The sequence below is a fragment of the Bradyrhizobium sp. MOS001 genome (genome assembly GCF_004634465.1).
Classification (GTDB): Bacteria; Pseudomonadota; Alphaproteobacteria; order Rhizobiales; family Xanthobacteraceae; genus Bradyrhizobium; species Bradyrhizobium barranii.
In genome coordinates, this window is sequence record NZ_SPVJ01000001.1 from 108,559 (window position 1) to 124,673 (window position 16,115).

The 16,115-nt window shown below is 64.7% G+C and carries 19 protein-coding genes and 1 tRNA gene; 7 read left to right on the top strand and 13 right to left on the bottom strand.

All coding sequences use genetic code 11. From position 1 onward, the window contains the following. Positions 1-3: 3 nt before the first annotated feature. Positions 4-507 carry a cupin domain-containing protein gene (locus CT676_RS00500; RefSeq protein WP_135213539.1) on the top strand — a complete coding sequence of 168 codons (504 nt, stop codon included), beginning with the start codon at positions 4-6 and terminating at the stop codon, positions 505-507. A 31-nt stretch (positions 508-538) separates the two neighbouring features. Here the strand turns inward: CT676_RS00500 and CT676_RS00505 are convergent, their stop codons facing one another. Together CT676_RS00505 and efp are read right to left on the bottom strand one after the other, a co-directional pair. Then, on the bottom strand, positions 539-2,161 hold the full coding sequence (locus CT676_RS00505; protein ID WP_135213540.1) for a M23 family peptidase: 1,623 nt from the start codon (positions 2,159-2,161) through the stop codon (positions 539-541). A 17-nt stretch (positions 2,162-2,178) separates the two neighbouring features. Further along, on the bottom strand, positions 2,179-2,745 hold the full coding sequence (efp, locus tag CT676_RS00510; protein WP_063983478.1) for an elongation factor P: 567 nt from the start codon (positions 2,743-2,745) through the stop codon (positions 2,179-2,181). A 162-nt stretch (positions 2,746-2,907) separates the two neighbouring features. Between efp and epmA the strand changes: the two genes are divergently transcribed. Genes epmA through CT676_RS00525 form a run of 3 tightly spaced genes read left to right on the top strand, consistent with a single transcriptional unit; the run spans position 2,908 to position 5,364 of the window. Further along, entirely contained in the window at positions 2,908-3,972 is a 1,065-nt protein-coding gene (gene epmA / locus CT676_RS00515) for an EF-P lysine aminoacylase EpmA (RefSeq protein ID WP_135213541.1), read from the top strand. Then, entirely contained in the window at positions 3,969-5,063 is a 1,095-nt protein-coding gene (locus CT676_RS00520; protein ID WP_135213542.1) for a lysine-2,3-aminomutase-like protein, read from the top strand. The genes epmA and CT676_RS00520 overlap by 4 nt, the downstream gene beginning before the upstream one ends. 43 nt (positions 5,064-5,106) lie before the next feature. Continuing rightward, entirely contained in the window at positions 5,107-5,364 is a 258-nt protein-coding gene (locus CT676_RS00525) for a hypothetical protein (RefSeq protein ID WP_085401231.1), read from the top strand. A 58-nt stretch (positions 5,365-5,422) separates the two neighbouring features. Here the strand turns inward: CT676_RS00525 and CT676_RS00530 are convergent, their stop codons facing one another. The 10 genes from CT676_RS00530 to CT676_RS00575 all read right to left on the bottom strand — a co-directional run bounded on the left by CT676_RS00530 (position 5,423) and on the right by CT676_RS00575 (position 14,236). Beyond that, positions 5,423-6,508 (bottom strand): 3-deoxy-7-phosphoheptulonate synthase, encoded by a 1,086-nt coding sequence (locus CT676_RS00530; RefSeq protein ID WP_135213543.1) that lies wholly within the window; start codon positions 6,506-6,508, stop codon positions 5,423-5,425. 232 nt (positions 6,509-6,740) lie between these two features. Further along, positions 6,741-7,319, bottom strand: a complete 579-nt coding sequence (locus CT676_RS00535) for an HdeD family acid-resistance protein (RefSeq protein WP_063983474.1) — start codon at positions 7,317-7,319, stop codon at positions 6,741-6,743. A 69-nt stretch (positions 7,320-7,388) separates the two neighbouring features. Continuing rightward, a complete protein-coding gene (locus tag CT676_RS00540; RefSeq protein WP_014495490.1) occupies positions 7,389-8,429 on the bottom strand; it encodes a PrsW family glutamic-type intramembrane protease in 1,041 nt (346 codons plus the stop codon). Between the two features lie 579 nt (positions 8,430-9,008). Continuing rightward, complete coding sequence (locus CT676_RS00545) at positions 9,009-9,266, bottom strand: hypothetical protein (RefSeq protein WP_063983473.1); 258 nt, start codon at positions 9,264-9,266, stop codon at positions 9,009-9,011. A 138-nt stretch (positions 9,267-9,404) separates the two neighbouring features. Further along, positions 9,405-10,412: an acyl-CoA desaturase gene (locus CT676_RS00550; RefSeq protein ID WP_135213544.1), complete on the bottom strand. Its 1,008-nt coding sequence runs from the start codon at positions 10,410-10,412 to the stop codon at positions 9,405-9,407. Between the two features lie 122 nt (positions 10,413-10,534). Beyond that, complete coding sequence (locus tag CT676_RS00555) at positions 10,535-11,161, bottom strand: PilZ domain-containing protein (protein ID WP_167767885.1); 627 nt, start codon at positions 11,159-11,161, stop codon at positions 10,535-10,537. Positions 11,162-11,303: 142 nt separating this feature from the next. Beyond that, positions 11,304-11,963, bottom strand: coding sequence for a hypothetical protein (locus tag CT676_RS00560; protein ID WP_135213546.1), 660 nt, complete (start codon positions 11,961-11,963; stop codon positions 11,304-11,306). Positions 11,964-13,189: 1,226 nt separating this feature from the next. After that, entirely contained in the window at positions 13,190-13,420 is a 231-nt protein-coding gene (locus CT676_RS00565) for a photosystem reaction center subunit H (protein ID WP_081369264.1), read from the bottom strand. 504 nt (positions 13,421-13,924) lie between these two features. Then, the gene (locus CT676_RS46010; protein ID WP_256461574.1) at positions 13,925-14,059 is read right to left on the bottom strand and encodes a hypothetical protein; all 135 of its coding nucleotides are present in this window, start codon (positions 14,057-14,059) and stop codon (positions 13,925-13,927) included. A 102-nt stretch (positions 14,060-14,161) separates the two neighbouring features. Further along, positions 14,162-14,236, bottom strand: a tRNA-Glu gene (locus tag CT676_RS00575). Between the two features lie 225 nt (positions 14,237-14,461). Here CT676_RS00575 and CT676_RS00580 point away from each other — a divergent pair. From CT676_RS00580 to CT676_RS00590, 3 genes are read left to right on the top strand one after another with little or no spacing between them, the layout of a single operon-like run. After that, positions 14,462-14,716 carry a PilZ domain-containing protein gene (locus CT676_RS00580; RefSeq protein ID WP_063983468.1) on the top strand — a complete coding sequence of 85 codons (255 nt, stop codon included), beginning with the start codon at positions 14,462-14,464 and terminating at the stop codon, positions 14,714-14,716. Positions 14,717-14,772: 56 nt separating this feature from the next. Continuing rightward, the gene (locus CT676_RS00585; RefSeq protein ID WP_135213547.1) at positions 14,773-15,018 is read left to right on the top strand and encodes a hypothetical protein; all 246 of its coding nucleotides are present in this window, start codon (positions 14,773-14,775) and stop codon (positions 15,016-15,018) included. Positions 15,019-15,023: 5 nt separating this feature from the next. After that, a complete protein-coding gene (locus CT676_RS00590) occupies positions 15,024-15,191 on the top strand; it encodes a hypothetical protein (RefSeq protein WP_135213548.1) in 168 nt (55 codons plus the stop codon). Between the two features lie 132 nt (positions 15,192-15,323). On the opposite strand, the gene CT676_RS00595 is transcribed toward CT676_RS00590, so the two are convergent. Beyond that, the gene (locus tag CT676_RS00595; protein WP_135213549.1) at positions 15,324-15,962 is read right to left on the bottom strand and encodes a glutathione S-transferase; all 639 of its coding nucleotides are present in this window, start codon (positions 15,960-15,962) and stop codon (positions 15,324-15,326) included. Between the last annotated feature and the right edge of the window lie 153 nt (positions 15,963-16,115).

A 16,115-nucleotide genomic window follows, 5' to 3' on the forward strand; every position in this document is an offset into this window, starting at 1 on the left:
ATCATGACTGCAATGAGTTTGACCCATGCGCAGCGTCCGGTGCCATCGCGCTCGATGGCGCTGGCCGTCGTCGGCGGGCTCGCCTGCGCGCTTGCGATCGGCAACGCGTTGCCGGTGACGATGGACGCCGTATCCGGCGCGTTGGCGCCGCTCTGCGCGACCGCAGCGGAGAGCTCACCGCTCGACAAGGTCGAGCCGATCGGCTCCTACGCGCTACCGAACGTCCCGGGCAAGCGCGTCACCATCGTGCGTGTGTTCTACGGTCCCGGCGGATTCTCGCGGCCGCATCGTCACGCGGGTTCGGTGACCGCCTACATCACCAAGGGTGAAATCCGTTCCCAGCTTGGCGGCGGTCCTGTCGAGACATTTGGTGTCGGCCAGTCCTTCTTCGAGCCGCCGGGATCGACGCATCTGGTCTCGGCCAATGCCAGCACGACCGAGCCGGCGGAATTGATCGCGGTATTCGTGGCGGACGAGGGCGCGCAGCTGACGACGCTGTTGGAGTAGTCCGTAGCGGCCGCATGAGCGAACTCGCCCCTTAATTCTCCTCGCCGCTCGATCCCTCGCGCAGGTCCGGCTTGATCACGTCCTCCGGCAACGCATGCGCCACCGGCTGCGGCGTGCCGGCGATCTCGGGGCCGACTTCGCGGCCGCGGGCGTGGATCAGGCGTTCATAGGCCGAGACCAGCGTGACGTAAGGACTGACCCAGATCCAGCCGTCGCGGGTAAACACCTGCACGTCGAAATGCAAATGCATCGATGTGCCGGCGGGATGGTCGAGATAGTTGGAGACCACGCCGATCTTCTCGCCTTCGGTGACGATGCGGCCGTTGAGCATGCCGTCGGCGGTCAGCGCCTGCGGGTTCATGTGCATATAGCGGAAGCGGATATGCTCGGTGCGGCTGTTGACCTCGAGCGTCGCGGCCTGATCCTTGGCGCCGCGGATCACGATGGCGTCGCGCACCGCGACGACGCCGCGCTGCTTGCGATCGCAGGGTTCGTGGCCTTCGCCGGGCGGTGGGCATTCGGCGGCGCGGATGTCCTCGCCCTGGTGGCCATAACCGCCGCCGCACTGCCAGACCTCGAAACTGCGGGACTCGCAGAAATTGTCGCGCCAGGGATAGGCCGTCGGGCCGTCGCTCTTGTCGCGCTTGCCGTAGGATTGCGAACGCACGAAGGCGGGCGCCTTTTCGAGCGGAAAACGGATCTGCGCATAGGCCATCACATCCGGATGGCCGGCCTTGTTGCGATAGCCGGTGTTCGGGATGATATCGCCGCTCGGTCGGTAGGTGAAATCCGGCGACCGCGCTGAAGGACGATCGATGATGCCGGAGGCCATGTCCGTCAGCGGCCGCATGCGCTGGCCGCCGGCGATGCGGAGCCCTTTCAGGAAGCGCTCGGCAACCGGATAGGCTTCCTTGCAGGCGAGCCTCCGCGGCTTTGCGATGCTGTCCAGGCACTGGATGGAGACGACATAGGCAACGCCGAAGCGGGTGAAGGCGTAGCGCACATAGCCTTCCCGGATGAACCTGCGCAGGTCCGGATAGGTTGCCGCAAGCGGCTTGACCTGCTCGCCCTTGCCGCCGGCGGGATCGGCGACGTCGTAAACGAGTGCCGAGCCCGTGATCTGCACCTCGACCGGCCTTGTGTAGACGCGGCTCGGCAGGCCGTCGCCGGCACCGGGTTCGAGCGAGAAGCTGGCACTGTAACCTGAGGGGCCGGCATCAAACATGTCGACGGGATTGAAATCGGCCTGATAGTGCGAGAGCGCGAGTGTCCCCGGCGCGCGATTGCGCTGCGCCTCGAGATAGGCGGCAGCATCGAACGGCAGCAGCACGGGCACGGAGCTGCGGGCGATACCGGTGAAGAATTGCGATGAGACCGCGTTGAGCTGCACCAGCGCAGGCATCGCGCGCGGATCGTAGCGTGGCACCGAACGGCGGGGCGCGAAGATGAAGTCGCCCGCGATCGGGGGACGGCTGTTGACCTCGGTGCGGAGCTGGTCGAGCGCTGCGCGCCAATCGACGCGCAGCGCCGTGAGCGAAGGGCTGCGGATTTCGTCCGCAGCGAGCGGCGTGGCGGTGAGAAGCGAAAGCGCCGCCAGAAACAGCGAGACGAAGCGGAAACTTTTCCCAACCACTGTCTCGGCCCCCGGCGGCACCTGCTCCGATTCCTCGCTTAGTCCTTGGCGCGCTCGGAGTAGGAGCCGTCTTCGGTCATCACCACGATACGGGTGCCGACGGCGATGTGCGGCGGCACAGTGGTGCGCAGGCCGTTGGAGAGCACCGCGGGCTTGTAGGAGGAGGAGGCGGTCTGGCCCTTGGTCACGGGCTCGGTCTCGACCACTTCCAGCGTCACGCGCTGCGGCAACGCGATCGACACCACGTTGACGTCATGCGTCGACAGCTTGACCGTCATACTCTCCTGGAGATAAGCGGCCGCATCGCCGATGACGTCCTTGGACACCTGGACCTGGTCATAGGTTTCCGGGTTCATGAAATGGAAGCCGTCGCCATCTTCATAGAGGAAGGTGAAGTTGCGCTCTTCAATCGTGGCCTTCTCGACCTGGTCGGTGGTCTTGTAGCGCTCGGAGATCTTTACCCCGTCCGAGATTCGGCGCATTTCGATCTGGCTGACCGGAGTGCCCTTGCCGGGATGGATGTTCTCGGCGGTCACAACGACATAAAGCTTGCCGTCTTGCTCGATCACGTTGCCCTTGCGAATAGAACTGGCGATGACTCTCAAAGCTATATTTCCTGCTTGCTTGGCCCGGCTCCGGCCAGGACGTGGTCAAATTGATGGGGGACCTGGGGCCTCAAATCAGACCGCGGCACCCGTTTCGGGCCGCAACATACGCATTTTGTCGTTGAATGCCAGCATTTTGCTGGCCTGCGGGGCGGCCGGTTGATGGTTGGGGACAAGCCGATTTCGCCGTTCTGGTCGCCCTCGCGGCACCTCGACCGGCGGCCGTTCCTCCAGGCCAGGGGGGCCATTACCGGGTCTCTCAGGGGCTTTTTCGCCGAGCAGGGGTTCCTTGAGGTCGAAACCTCGGTCCTCCAGGTCTCCCCGGGTAACGAAACCCATCTGCACGCCCCCCGGACCGAGATCATGTGGCCCGATGGCAGCCGTGCCAGCCGGTACTTGCGGACCTCGCCGGAATTCGCCTGCAAGAAGCTGCTGGCGGCGGGCGAGGAGCGGATTTTCGAATTCGCACGGGTGTTCCGTGATCGCGAGCGCGGCGACCTGCATCTGCCCGAATTCACCATGCTGGAATGGTATCGGGCTCGCGCCCCCTATGACGCCATCATGGCGGACACCGTCGTGGTCATCGCCCGCGCGGCGCAGGCGACCGGGATCGGGAATTTCTCGTTCCGCGGCCGGGCCGCGGACCCCTTCGCGGAGCCGGAGCTGGTGACGGTCGCCGGCGCCTTCGAGCGGTTCGCAGGGATCGACCTGCTGTCGACAATTTCGGGCGGTGAGGGTAACCGTGCCGCGCTCGCGCAGGCGGCCGGCGGCAAGGTCCGGGTGGCGGAGGACGACACCTGGTCCGACATCTTCAGCAAGGTCCTGGTCGAGCATGTCGAGCCGCATCTGGGGCAGGGGCGTTTGACCATTCTGTTCGAATACCCATCTCCAGAAGCGGCGCTGGCGCGGGTGAAGGCCGATGACCCGCGGGTCGCCGAGCGGTTCGAGGTCTATGCCTGCGGCGTCGAACTCGCCAACGGCTTTGGCGAGTTGACCGACGCCGAGGAACAGCGCAAGCGCTTCACGGAGTCGATGGCGGAGAAGCAGCGCCGCTATGGCGAGGCCTATCCGCTGGACGAGGATTTTCTGGCCGCGGTCGCCCAAATGCCGGAGGCGAGCGGTGTCGCGCTCGGCTTCGACCGGCTGGTGATGCTGGCGAGCGGCGCAGCGCGGATCGATCAGGTGGTGTGGACACCGCCCGCAAATGAAACGTTAAGTGAGACATGACGAAGACCAACCTTGCACGCACCCTGCGTGAGCCGGCCGAACTTGTGGCCGCGCAGCTTGCACCGGCCGAAGCGCTGCCCGCGCTCGAGCGTGTCGCCGCGCGCTATGCGGTGGCGATCACGCCGGCGCTGGTCGAGCTGATCGACACGTCCGATCCCGACGATCCGATCGCGCGGCAATTCGTTCCGACCGTCGCGGAACTGGAGATGCAGCCAGGCGAGAGCGCCGATCCGATCGGCGATCATCCGCACTCGCCGGTTCCGGGCATCGTCCATCGCTATCCCGACCGCGTGCTGTTCAAGCTCGTCCACGTCTGCGCGGTCTATTGCCGCTTCTGCTTCCGCCGCGAAATGGTCGGGCCCGGCAAGGAGAACGCGCTCTCGGACGGCGCATATCGCGCGGCGATCGATTACATCCGTTCGCACAGCGAGATCTGGGAAGTGATCCTGACCGGCGGCGATCCCTTGATGCTGTCGCCGCGCCGGATGAGCGAGATCATGGCCGATCTCGCGGGAATCGATCACGTCAAGATCATCCGTCTTCACACCCGCGTGCCGGTAGCCGATCCCGCGCGGATCAGCGACGAGATGGTGGCTGCGTTGAAGGTCGAGGGCGCGACCACCTGGGTCGCGGTGCATGCCAACCATGCGCGCGAGTTGACGGGGCCTGCGCGCGCGGCCTGCGCGCGGCTTGCCGATGCCGGAATTCCCATGGTGAGCCAGTCCGTGCTTTTGCGCGGCGTCAACGACAGCATTGCCGCTTTGTCGGATTTGATGCGAGCTTTCGTCGAATGCCGGATCAAGCCCTATTATCTGCATCACGGCGATCTCGCGCCGGGCACCGTGCATTTGCGAACGACGCTGGCCCAGGGGCAGGATTTGATGCGGCAGTTGCGCGGACGGGTGTCAGGACTGTGTCAGCCCGACTATGTCATCGACATTCCCGGCGGCGCCGGCAAATCGCCGGTGGGGCCGAATTATGTGTTGGCGGTGCAAAATACCGCAGCCGACGCGCGTGAAGCGGAGACGGAAACGCGCTATCGTATCGTGGATTATTGCGGCGACGTTCATCTCTATCCGCCCGAGACGTGAGCGGCGATGCAGAGAACGTGGGTTTGAGAATGGAGGAACGGACATGAAGAAGATCATGGTGGTGGCAGCGTCGCTCGTGGTCTTGCTTGGCGGAGCGGCGGTTGCACAGCCCAGCGGCTCCAAGGGGTCGACATCCGGCGGCGCCACGTCGGGATCAGTGCCGCAGGCACCCATCGGTCATCGCCAGCCGCGCGCCGGCGATGTGCCGAACGAGAAGAATCTGAGCGATCCGAATAATCCCGTGAATAAGGAAGACGCGGCGCTCGACAAGAAGATCAAGAGCATCTGCCGCGGCTGTTAGCTTGTGGCTAGCGGCGGGCAGGGCGCGACAGCTCGCCCCGCCCGCGTTGGCTTTGGCCTTACGCCGAGCGTTCGTGCAGCCCCGCGCGCTTCGTGTTGCGCCGGATCTCGACCGCGTCAGCGAGTTGCTCGAGCGCGGTTGCCGTGGTCGCCCAGTCGATGCATCCGTCCGTGATGCTCTGGCCGTAGGTCAGCGGTTTGCCCGGCACCACGTCCTGGCGGCCGGCAACGAGATTGCTCTCGATCATCACACCCATGATACGGTTCTCGCCACCTGAGATCTGGCCGGCGATGTCGGCCATGACCAGCGGCTGGTTTTCCGGCTTCTTGCTCGAATTGGCGTGGCTCGCATCCACCATCACCAGCGGCGCGACGCCGGATTTGGCCAGATCGTTGCAGGCCGCAGCGACGCTTGCCGCGTCGTAGTTCGGCTTGCTGCCGCCGCGCAGGATGATGTGGCAGTCCTCGTTGCCCGCGGTCGAGGCAATCGCCGAGCGGCCGAGCTTGGTCACCGCCATGAAATGATGCGGATGCGAGGCCGACTTCACCGCGTCCGCCGCGATGCGCACATTGCCATCGGTGCCGTTCTTGAACCCGACCGGGCACGACAGCCCCGAGGCCAGCTCGCGGTGGATCTGGCTCTCGGTCGTGCGCGCGCCGATCGCGGCCCAGGACACGAGGTCCGCAATGTATTGTGGCGTCGTCATGTCCAGAAATTCCGCGCCGGCGGGCAGGCCGAGATTGTTTACCGCGGACAGCACGTTGCGCGCCAGCCGCAGGCCCTTGTTGATGTCGAAGCTGCCGTCCAGGTCGGGATCGTTGATCAGGCCCTTCCAGCCGACGGTGGTGCGCGGCTTCTCGAAATAGACTCGCATCACGATCTCGAGCTGGTCGGCAAGGTCTTCGCGCAAGCTCGCGAGGCGCTCGGCATATTCGAGCGCGGCCTTGGGATCGTGCACCGAGCAGGGGCCGACCACGACCAGCAGGCGGTCGTCCTGGCCGTTGAGGATGGCATGGATGGCGTTGCGCGCCGCCATCACCACACGCGTTGCGGTGAGCGTGCGCGGGACTTCCCGCATCACCTCTTCCGGCGTGCTCAGCTCTTTCAGTTCGCGGATACGAAGATCGTCGGTCGTGCTCAGCACGGCGGGCTCCTGTCTGTTTGAACCTGCCGGCAATAAAAAAGCCGCCAGGTCTGGCGGCTTGTTCGGACGTTTGCTTCAATATTCAGATTGAGCGCGATCCTCCTGCCGCCAGCGAGCTGTCGTAGCTAAAGTACCAAAAATAGCTGGTGACGAGGGTGATCATGGCCGCTCATATAGCGTGCGATTGGCGGGTTGTCACCCCCCAATCGGCGCGAGGGGCCACGAGGCACCCTCAACTGTTGCTCTTGCGTGCCGCCAGCGCCATGCCGATCAGGGTGGCGCCGCCGAACAGCAAATTGATACCGACGAGGATGCCGATCGCCCATTCCGCCGAGCTCGGCAGCCCCGTGATCACCATGAACGCGATGGCGATGTCGACGAGGCCGGAGATCAGGAGCCAGGACCAGCGGCTGCTCAGCTCGCGGCGGTGCTCCAGCGCATACATGATGGTGGCGACGCCCTCGGCGAGGAAGTAGGCGCCGAGCACGATGGTCAGCGTCAGCACGGCCTGCATCGGCCGGGCCAGCAGGAGCATGCCGGCGAGCACGGCTAGCGCGGCCGAGATCAGCGACCACCAGAATCCCGGCGAGCTGCGCGCCCAATAGGTCACGATCAGCCCGCCAATGCCGCTGATCAGGAACATCCAGCCGAGAAAGATCGTGATCGCAAGGCTTGCGAGCGGCGGCAGGATCAGCGCGGCGACGCCGAGAACGGCAAGCAGGATGCCTTCGAACAGGAAGGCCTTCCAATGCGCCTTGACCGTTTCGCTCATGGCGGATTGCAGCCGGGAAAAATCCTCAGGCGATGTCATCGGCAGGCTCCAGATCGAAAGATGTCTGCTCAATCTAGTATGCACACACCGCGCTTGCCATCCCGTGGCTCAACCGCCGCCGTGCGCTGACGAAAAACCTTCGCCGCTGGTGCGAACGCGGTTGCGGCCGAGAATGTAGATCGCGATCGTGACAATCAGGAGCGCGAGGCCGAGCAGGATCGAGACGAAGCCGATCGGGATCAGGGCCAATGTCAGATTGCGCTCGGGGTTGATCAGCCAGTGATGGATCGAGGTCAGCACGAAGGCGAGGCCGAGGAAGCCGACGCCGCCGCCGGCGAGCAGCAGCGCCCACATCCGGCGCAGCTGGCTGAGCCGCTCCCGCGCGATATCGGTCCTCGGCGCGTGATGGCGCGCGACCCGCCGCACCAGGCGGATGGCGAAGGCGATCGAGCTGAAGCCGATCAGCAGGCTCGCTCCGCCCAGCCACATCCGCAGCGTGGGATCGAGATCGGGCATCCGCTGCAAGGTCAGCAGCGGGAAGTCGAAGGCCGAATGCAGCGCGACCGGGCCTGCGAAGATCAGCAGGCGGCTGGACAGGCGGGCCCAGTCGCGATGGTGGCGGTTGGCACCCAGCGCCGTGCCGGCGCGCGCGATCGTCAGGTAGGCGCCGGCGATGATGCCGAGCGCGCCGTGGAACGGCACGGTCAGCACGCTGCGCAGGGCGGCCAGCGAGCGCCACATCTCGGCGTGCTGGACGAGGTAGGCGAGGTTCTCGTAGGCGGCGAAGCCGAGGCCGACGGCGGCGCCATAGACCACGGTATCCATCGGATTGGCGAAGGTCCGCCGCTTGGTCGAGGAGACCAGCACGATGGCGATCACCTTGACGGCTTCCTCGGGCAGCGCGACCCCGAAGACCGAATGCATGGCGAGCGCCGCCCAGGGGTTGTCGGGGGCTGCAACCATCTTGGCGAAGGGCGCGCGGGCAAGGCCCAGCAGCGAAATGCTGGCCGCGCCGAGCAGGAACGCAGTCCAGACCTGGGCCGGCGGCCCCGGGCGCTCCTCGGCGGCAATGACGAGCCACAGCATCAGCAGCGCCGGGGCGATGGCGGCAGTTCCGATGACGGTGGGCAAAGCTTCAATCAGATACATCGGCGCCGAAAATAGGTTCCCTTGATCTGCTTATCTACGTCTACCGATGCCACCATGTGTCATGCATTTGCTGTCGCGTCACTTAACAGGCGCGACAGCCGGCGTTCATCGAGATCGGCACCGAACGTGTAGAAGACGAACGCAATCAAGCGCATGACCGAACCAATTCGTCATCGATGGGAGCGGTCCGCGCTCGTCACCAGATCGCGATTGGCAAGTTAGATCAAGGCACTGCGCAGGTTTCTTCGATTCACGATGCACGTGCGCGAGAGGCGTGTCCAGAGGCGGCGTGGCTGCCGCCTGGACAACGCGCGGCCGGGCCAACCGGCCTAGTCACGCTTCGTTGTGCGCCCGCGGGGCGGCGCAGCGACCCGGCGTGCCCGCAGCTGCTCCAGCTCCCAGAAGGCGCGTACGAGGCACGTGCCGAGGCAGAAGACGATGAGCAGCAGCAGGAAGGCCTGGTCGACAGCGGGGATGTGCATCATGACGTTGATTAAGCAACGTGCATGCCATGTGTTCCCGCAGTCGCGTGCGCCGCGCGCAGCCCGCACGGCGATTTGGGCCGGCGTTTCCCGCGCTTCAATGCGTGGTGAACGGCGGCGGTGTGTCCGGCGCGATGTCGAAGGCGCCGAGATGGAATTCCTCGCCGACGGCCTCGTCCGGCTCGGCGTGGTGCGCGAGCAGCGTGAAGGCGGCTTGCGGATATTGCTTCCAGATATCGAGATCGCCGGCCGTAATCGTCAGCCAGCCAAAGGTGTACATGTAGCGTCCGGGCTCGGTGACCCGGCCAACCCTGTCCCAAGTGATCTTATCAATCCTAATCTTGTTGACTGCCATTCGGTCCCCCGATCGCAAGTCTGCAAATGAGGTCCGGCACGAGGCACAGACCCTCAAAAGCTGATCCCGCAATGGGGCCGCGATAGGGCAGCGGAGCGGAGGCAAGCCGGCCGGAGGAACGGCCGCCGCCTGCCGCCTTTAGCGCGCCGTCGTGGCCGCCTGCGCCTCCGCTTCGGACGCCAGCTCGAGCTGACGGTGCGAGGCGTGGAAGACGTCGTGGACGAGGCCGATCTTCTCCATGCCCAGAATGATCAGGCCGTTGAGATCGATCTCCCACCAGGCGTGCGAGATATAGGCGTCCCGCGGGAAACGGTGATGGTTGTTGTGCAGACCCTCGCCGAAGGTGAGGATCGTGGTCACGAACTCGTTGGTCGAGGCGTCCTCGACCTCGAAGCGGCGGTAGCCGTAGGCGTGGCAGACCGAGCCGGTGAGCTGGCTGGTGAGGATCAGCAGGTAGCAGCGGAGCAGGCCGGAGAACAGCACGCAGCCGATCATGGTGTGCACGCCGCCGAAGGTGTAGCCGATTACGGCGGGAATGAAGACGCCGGACATCCCGTACCAGACCCAGCGCGTACGCACGAAGAACATCGCGATCGGATCGGCGAGGATGTCCTTGGCGTAGTATTCGTTGTCGGTGGTCGCCTGGTCGAACACCCAGCTGCCCTGGGCGTGCAGAAAGCCCTTGAGCGCGCTGACATAGCGATTGCCGAAGCCGTCGAATTGCGGGCTGTGGGGGTCGCCGACGTCATCAGCGTAGAGATGATGGCGGCGGTGGTTGGCGACCCATTTCGCGATCGAGCCCTGCACCGCCATCTGGGCGATGGCGCAGAAGAAGACGCGCATGATCGGGCCGGTGCGGAAGCTGCGATGGACGAACAGGCGGTGCATGCCGGCGCCGATGCCGAACGTCGTCAGCGCGAACATCCAGGCAAAGGTAAACAGCTCCACCTTGCCGACGCCTTGCGTGATGGCCCAGATGATGCCCGCGACGGCGCCGACGTAGAGAATACCGAGGAGGAGATAGCTTTCGCGCAACTTGGCTTGGACGAGCGGGCCTTCAGTGATGACGCCGGGTGGGAGCTGCGGCTTTGCGACGGCGGGCGCGTTTTGGGCGGTCTCTGCCGGGGCGAACTCAGCGATGGACATTCCGGGACTTCCAATAACTCGGGGCCCGCAGTGATTGCGGACATGCTGGGTCACACCCTACCGCGCTGGGATCAGCACCTCCAGTATTTAGTTAAAATTGAGTTAAAATCGATCGGGCCGATTCAGGCCGATTGCAGCATGGGCGTACGGACAACCAGGCGGACGAGGTCGTCCCGCTGCTGCTTCTCGGCGAACTTGACCGCAAAGCCGTTGGCGAATTTGCGAATGACGCGCCCGACGCAGGCGCCGACCGCAAGCGGGGTTCCGATCGGCGGGTCGTATTCGCAGGATATCGCGACCCCGGCCGTGGAGACGTCGATGATGAAGCAGGCATGGGTGCTGCCGTCGGCGAGCGTCAGAAAGGTGTGCGAGACCTGGGGAACGAAGCGCGCGTCATTGCGCAGTTCCAGAATGCTGGCGTCCTTCTGCTTCTTCTCCAGCCAGGTCAGCTTTTCCGACATCCAGGCGCGCCGCTCCCGCGTCATATCGAGTTCCATCAGGAAGCCCGCCTTCAGCGTCGCGCTGATGGTGCACTGGAATTCGCCAAAGTCCTGAAAATAGGAGGTCACGCGCTCGCCGACCTTTCCGACAACAGGCACGTCGACGATCATGCGGAACGGGGAGACACGCTTGGTGCGGCAGGCGAAGGTGCGCAGCTGGCCCTCACAATCGTACCAGCGCGGCAGCGAGTAGCTGCCGCTCACGCTGACTTCCACTGCACGCTGCCGGAGGAACTCTGAGACGGACATGAACGCCAATCGTGTTTCGGATTGTTTCCGTAGATTCACGGTAGGGCGCAACGTCTAAGCAAACGATACGCCGATCAAATAGCAGGGGGTAAATTTCCGGTAAACGCCCCGGCCGTCTCACGACATCGTCATTGCGCGCCGCTCAGAGAGATCCGAGCAGCACCAGCAAGGCGAGCAGGCCAAGGGCCATGAGGAGCTTGATCGTCGTCGCGGTCAGGCTGTCCGGCCTGATCTGGAATCCGAACCACGGCAATGCGTGCCGCATCGCCAGCCCCGCAGACGCTTCGACGGTCGCGAACACGACGGCGATGCCGGCAATGGCGGACCAGGAAGTATCCGTGGGCATCCATGCCGCGAGCCAGGCCGGGAGGGAAGCCTTCAACGACGCCAGCAGCGCGAACCATCCGAACAGGGAGGCGAAGCCCTTGATGATGTCGGGGCCGATCGTGTTGGGCTCGAACCGGATGCCGATCGTTCCGAGCGCGTGTTCGATGCGCTCGCCGTCGGTGAGGAAGAGGAAGGCGCCGAGATAGATCGGAACGCGCGACTGGAAGAGCAGGGCAATGATGCCGAACAGAACCGCGTAGCCGAAGGCATCGCCGAGAATGTCCACGCCGCTCGTGCGCGACGGCGCTATCGCGGTTGCGGCCTGGGGCTGCGGAAGCGATCGGGCGCGTGCCATGTGCTCCAGCATTCTGGCGCGCCGCTCCGGCGCATAGGGCGCTGTACGGTGCATCCAGGACGGCGGTGCCGGCGAGGCGGCGCCGGTCTGGCGGTCCGAGGGGGATTTGCGCTGCGCCATGGGCCTGCACCGGTTCCAACGGAACATTGGTCGTCGGTCAGGGGCGGCGAGGTTCATGGAGGGGCGGCGGATTTCGCCGCATCACCCGACCCGATGGCCCGGATGATGGCGCTCCCTGGCGGAATCGAACCGCTCTCTCCACCGTGAAAGAGATGGGATGATGTGCATGGTCGTTTATCCCCGGCTAAAAATGCGTGCTGCTTCGGCTTCCTCGTCGAGCTTACGCATCCGCTCCTGGTGGTAGGCCCTGGCGGCCGCTCGGTTCTCTGCCTTGGTCATTGCGCCATCGCAGCCTGGCGCCGCGAGAGTCAAATTATCAATCCCTTGGGCCGCGGAACGAACGCGGGCTACTGCGCATCGTGGGTGTGGAAAAGCAAAGGCCCGCCGGTTCACGATGGCGGGGCCCCAGCCTTGTTGCATGCGCTAATCATTCGTGAATTGCCCACCCCTGACGCCGTAGAAATACTGATCCAGCTATGATGGCGGTGGCGTTGATTACCGGCTGTGTCAGCGTTTTGGCTCTAGGTGCCACATTCGCGGTGGTCATCTATTTCGATGCTAGAGCGGATCGCAGGCGCCAACAGTAAGGCCGCCGCGCCGGAAGTTGATTGCCTGATGAACAGGATCACTCAAACGTTGGGCCGAACGGGGATGTCCCTTGTTGTCGTCTCTCTCGTCTCTGCCTGCTCCAGCTCAGAAAATGCCGCTCCGAAGTCAGTTGCTCGATCTGGCGCGCCGTGGGCCCGAGACCTCAATGAGCCGCCCCCAAATCGAGAGCCCGCGAGTGCCGCAACTGCACAGACAAAGGCAGACCTGAACGCTGCGCGCCAGAAGGTGGTTACCGGGCGGTAGGGGGCTTTCGCGCTGAGTCGTCCGCAAGCTTACCTGCGCTGGCAGAACTTCACGAGCGGCGGGGCTTTGGTCCCGCGCCTAGATCAGCGGAAAATGGTTGTTTCTATATTGAAGGGCTGACGGATCCGCAGGGCTCATGGGTTAGGAGCACGTGCCCGTGCCAACATTCATGGTGCGTTTGGGCGAAGCCAATCAAGGCCAGGATAATCAAAGCCACTGCGACGCATCCGGCTACAACGTTCTGCATCATGGCTGCCACTCCAGGTAAACTGTGACTGGCTTACTCGGCCAGGCACCGGCGAGCAGGCCTTCGAAGTCCGCGCTGGGCGCCCGGTCACCGAGTGATCACCGCGGACGGTGACCGCGCGGACAAGCTATCTGGCGAAACCGGAGTCTAGAAGCTTCAGAGTCGAAATCGGCCACTTGCCGTCGTGGCCACCGATCGAGATCCGGAGCCCGTGCACCTCGTCAAGGAAGACGTGATCAACCGTCCCCGCCTTACCGTCGGTCAGGATAACACCCCTGCCGATTAGCTCCGTCTCGGCAGCATGAAGTTCTCGAAGGATGTTCGTCGCTCGTTTGGTCCAGTCATCGGACATGGTCATGCCCTACGCGGCTGGCGGATTAGTGAAGATCAGTCAGCGGCAGATGCATTGAGGCCATCGCCGCTTCGCGCGAGTCAGTGCCGCCAACCGTCCTTGTCGAGCTCGACCCTGAAACCTTCCTGCAGCCACGGCGTCTCGCCTACGGTCACGACTTGCAGCGCGGGTTACTTCGGTGGGCGCAAATCGCCTTGAAGCCAGCGGCCATTGGAATGCATGGGATCTTCATGCGTTGCGAATGTCGTAAATGCGTGATTGCAGACAGCGCAGCGAAACATGTGCAAGTCCACGCTTAGGCTTTTTGGCTCGATGCTGACGAGCATCATCTGGGCCTTGCACCTCGGACAGGCTGGGCGCGCAAATGGAGCCGGCGGAATGGGCCGCGCCAATCTGGCGGCCCACCGTTGTTCGAACTTTCTTTCGAGGTCCGCAGGGATCGTGCTCATGATCCGAACTCCGGGGTTCGCGATCCTGCCCCGGTGCTAACGCCTCAACGCTCACCGCGCCCTAAAGGTCCCAAACAGCACCAGAGGGAACCATCGCGTCGGCAGCGGCGCGGTAGTCCGCCGCCAGCGCGTTCAGTCCGTCGCGCGCGAGAACGAGATCGTCATCGTCCGCCCAATCCGAGCAAAGGCGCTCCATTTCGCGCAGCTCCGCGACCCGGCGCTGTGTACGAGTCCATACCCGTATATTGGAAGGTGTTGGACACGGCGGCGGAGGAGGGCGGCAAGTGATTGATTTTGTTGGCGCTCCCTAGCGGAATCGAACCGCTCTCTCCACCGTGAAAGGGTGGCGTCCTAACCGATAGACGAAGGGAGCAAACACAAGGCCCCGCCGCTTTTCACGGCATGGCCGCCGGCCACCCGAGTCGAGCCCGGCGGCTGCAGCGGGCGAACGTATAGTGGCCTTTGGCGCCGTGGGCAAGCCGTTCGGGAACGGTCTTTTGGCACCGGTGGATAGCCTCCACCCCCGCTACATTCGGGGGCGATTTCAACGGTTTCTTAGGGGGGCCTGAGCTAGCGCTGGAACCGGAGAAATTTGTCCATGCCGCAGCCCAAGAAGCGCGCAGCCCGCAAATCGCTGTCGCGGCACGCCTGGATCACGCTCGACGGCGGATTCGCGGCGCGGCATTGCCTGGTCCAGGACATCTCCGATACCGGCGCAAAGATCACGCTGGACGAGGACGCGAGCCAGCTCCCGGGCGTGATCCGGATGGCGTTCGCGCGCGACGCCCGCACCGGGCGGAGCTGCCAGGTGATCTGGCGCCGCGGCAAATCGGCCGGCGTCAAGTTCATCTGATCCCGGCCGAGGCGACCCGGATGGCGCGGGGCGCCGGTCCGGGCTAGAACGGCTGCATGCGCGCGCCGCTCCTCATCCTCATCCCGTTGCTGGCCACGTCCGCGGCCGCGGCCGAGGCCCTGCGCCTTCCGCCCGCCGAGCCGCCACAGGCCGGCAAGGCTCTGCCGCTGAAAGGCGCGGGCGGCACGGCGAAGGCCGGCTCCTGCGCCGCCTATGGCCCGCGCTTCGTCATGGTCGAGAGCACGGGCACCTGCGTGAAGATCGGCGGCTCGGTCAGCGTCGAGACCACGGTCAGGCGCTGAAGCCGATGCCGCCGGATCTCATGCGGCCCGACATCATCGTCCCCTTCGTGATGTATTGCGCGCTGCTGTTGTGGGTCGGCCGCGGCCTGAGCTGGACGGCCAAGCTCGCCACCGCCGCCGTGACGCTGTTGCTGATCATCTGCGTGCTGCTGGTCGAGCGCGGCTGGCGCTAGGCACCACCCACAACAAAAACTGCGAAAACAACCCCATGCACAGTAGCCGTCAAGTTCCGGCGCGACGCTTGATGCGTGCGCCATGACGACGATTCATCGCGCCGTCCGCGCAGCTTACGCCGCGCCGCCGGCTCACGACATCGGCGGTGCGACAAACTGGGCAAATCCGGGCCGTTTGCCGAGCTCGGCGAGCCAGCGGGTCAAATGCGGTTGCGCCGGGCGGGTGATGCCTTCGACGCCCAGCCAGCGCCGTGCGTAGGCGCCGACCGCGATGTCGGCCAGCGTGAACTGGTCGCCGTCCATGAAGCGGCGCGACGAGAGCAGGCGGTCGGCGATGGCCCAGACCTCGGCGGCGGCATCGGCATCCCGCTGCACCTGGATCATGTCGCGCTCGGCGGGGGCCGTGCGCACGATGCCCCAGAACACCGGGCGGTCGACCGGCTGCACCATCGACAGCGTCCAGTCGAGCCAGCGGTCGACGCTGGTGCGCAGCTTCGCGGCTTCGGGATAGAGCGGCGTGCCGCGGCCATGCGCGAGGCAGAGATAGCGCATGATGGAGTTCGACTCCCACAGCACGAAGTCGCCCTCGACCAGCGTCGGGATCCGCGCATTGGGATTCATCGCGAGATAGTCGGGCTCGCGGGTCTTGCCAAAGCTCATGCCGGCGTCGATGCGCTCATAGGGCAGGTCGAGCTCGGCGAGGCACCACAGCACCTTCTGCACATTGACCGAGTTGGCGCGGCCCCAGATCGTCCGCTTGGTGTCCGGCATGAAGTCCTCCCGCATTTCGCTTTGGCGCGCGTGATAGCGGAATTCCCTGGCGGGAGCGACGGCGATTGCGGCGCGCCCCTCATGCAAAAAGCTCCGCCGTCGGCGGAGCTTTCATTGCAAGCCAAACTTGGCAAGTTGAACCTAACAAGTTGA

Excerpts from the sequence above, each read along its gene's own strand:
- CT676_RS00520 (WP_135213542.1), top strand. The coding sequence starts at position 3,969 with ATGACGAAGACCAACCTTGCACGCACCCTGCGTGAGCCGGCCGAACTT.
- CT676_RS00525 (WP_085401231.1), top strand. The coding sequence starts at position 5,107 with ATGAAGAAGATCATGGTGGTGGCAGCGTCGCTCGTGGTCTTGCTTGGC.
- CT676_RS00545 (WP_063983473.1), bottom strand. The coding sequence starts at position 9,266 with ATGGCAGTCAACAAGATTAGGATTGATAAGATCACTTGGGACAGGGTT.
- CT676_RS00500 (WP_135213539.1), top strand. The coding sequence starts at position 4 with ATGACTGCAATGAGTTTGACCCATGCGCAGCGTCCGGTGCCATCGCGC.
- CT676_RS00585 (WP_135213547.1), top strand. The coding sequence starts at position 14,773 with ATGCGCGCGCCGCTCCTCATCCTCATCCCGTTGCTGGCCACGTCCGCG.
- CT676_RS46010 (WP_256461574.1), bottom strand. The coding sequence starts at position 14,059 with ATGGAGCGCCTTTGCTCGGATTGGGCGGACGATGACGATCTCGTTCTC.
- CT676_RS00555 (WP_167767885.1), bottom strand. The coding sequence starts at position 11,161 with ATGTCCGTCTCAGAGTTCCTCCGGCAGCGTGCAGTGGAAGTCAGCGTG.
- CT676_RS00550 (WP_135213544.1), bottom strand. The coding sequence starts at position 10,412 with ATGTCCATCGCTGAGTTCGCCCCGGCAGAGACCGCCCAAAACGCGCCC.
- CT676_RS00535 (WP_063983474.1), bottom strand. The coding sequence starts at position 7,319 with ATGACATCGCCTGAGGATTTTTCCCGGCTGCAATCCGCCATGAGCGAA.
- CT676_RS00590 (WP_135213548.1), top strand. The coding sequence starts at position 15,024 with ATGCCGCCGGATCTCATGCGGCCCGACATCATCGTCCCCTTCGTGATG.
- CT676_RS00580 (WP_063983468.1), top strand. The coding sequence starts at position 14,462 with ATGCCGCAGCCCAAGAAGCGCGCAGCCCGCAAATCGCTGTCGCGGCAC.
- epmA (WP_135213541.1), top strand. The coding sequence starts at position 2,908 with ATGGTTGGGGACAAGCCGATTTCGCCGTTCTGGTCGCCCTCGCGGCAC.
- CT676_RS00595 (WP_135213549.1), bottom strand. The coding sequence starts at position 15,962 with ATGCCGGACACCAAGCGGACGATCTGGGGCCGCGCCAACTCGGTCAAT.
- CT676_RS00560 (WP_135213546.1), bottom strand. The coding sequence starts at position 11,963 with ATGGCGCAGCGCAAATCCCCCTCGGACCGCCAGACCGGCGCCGCCTCG.
- CT676_RS00565 (WP_081369264.1), bottom strand. The coding sequence starts at position 13,420 with ATGACCATGTCCGATGACTGGACCAAACGAGCGACGAACATCCTTCGA.
- CT676_RS00540 (WP_014495490.1), bottom strand. The coding sequence starts at position 8,429 with ATGTATCTGATTGAAGCTTTGCCCACCGTCATCGGAACTGCCGCCATC.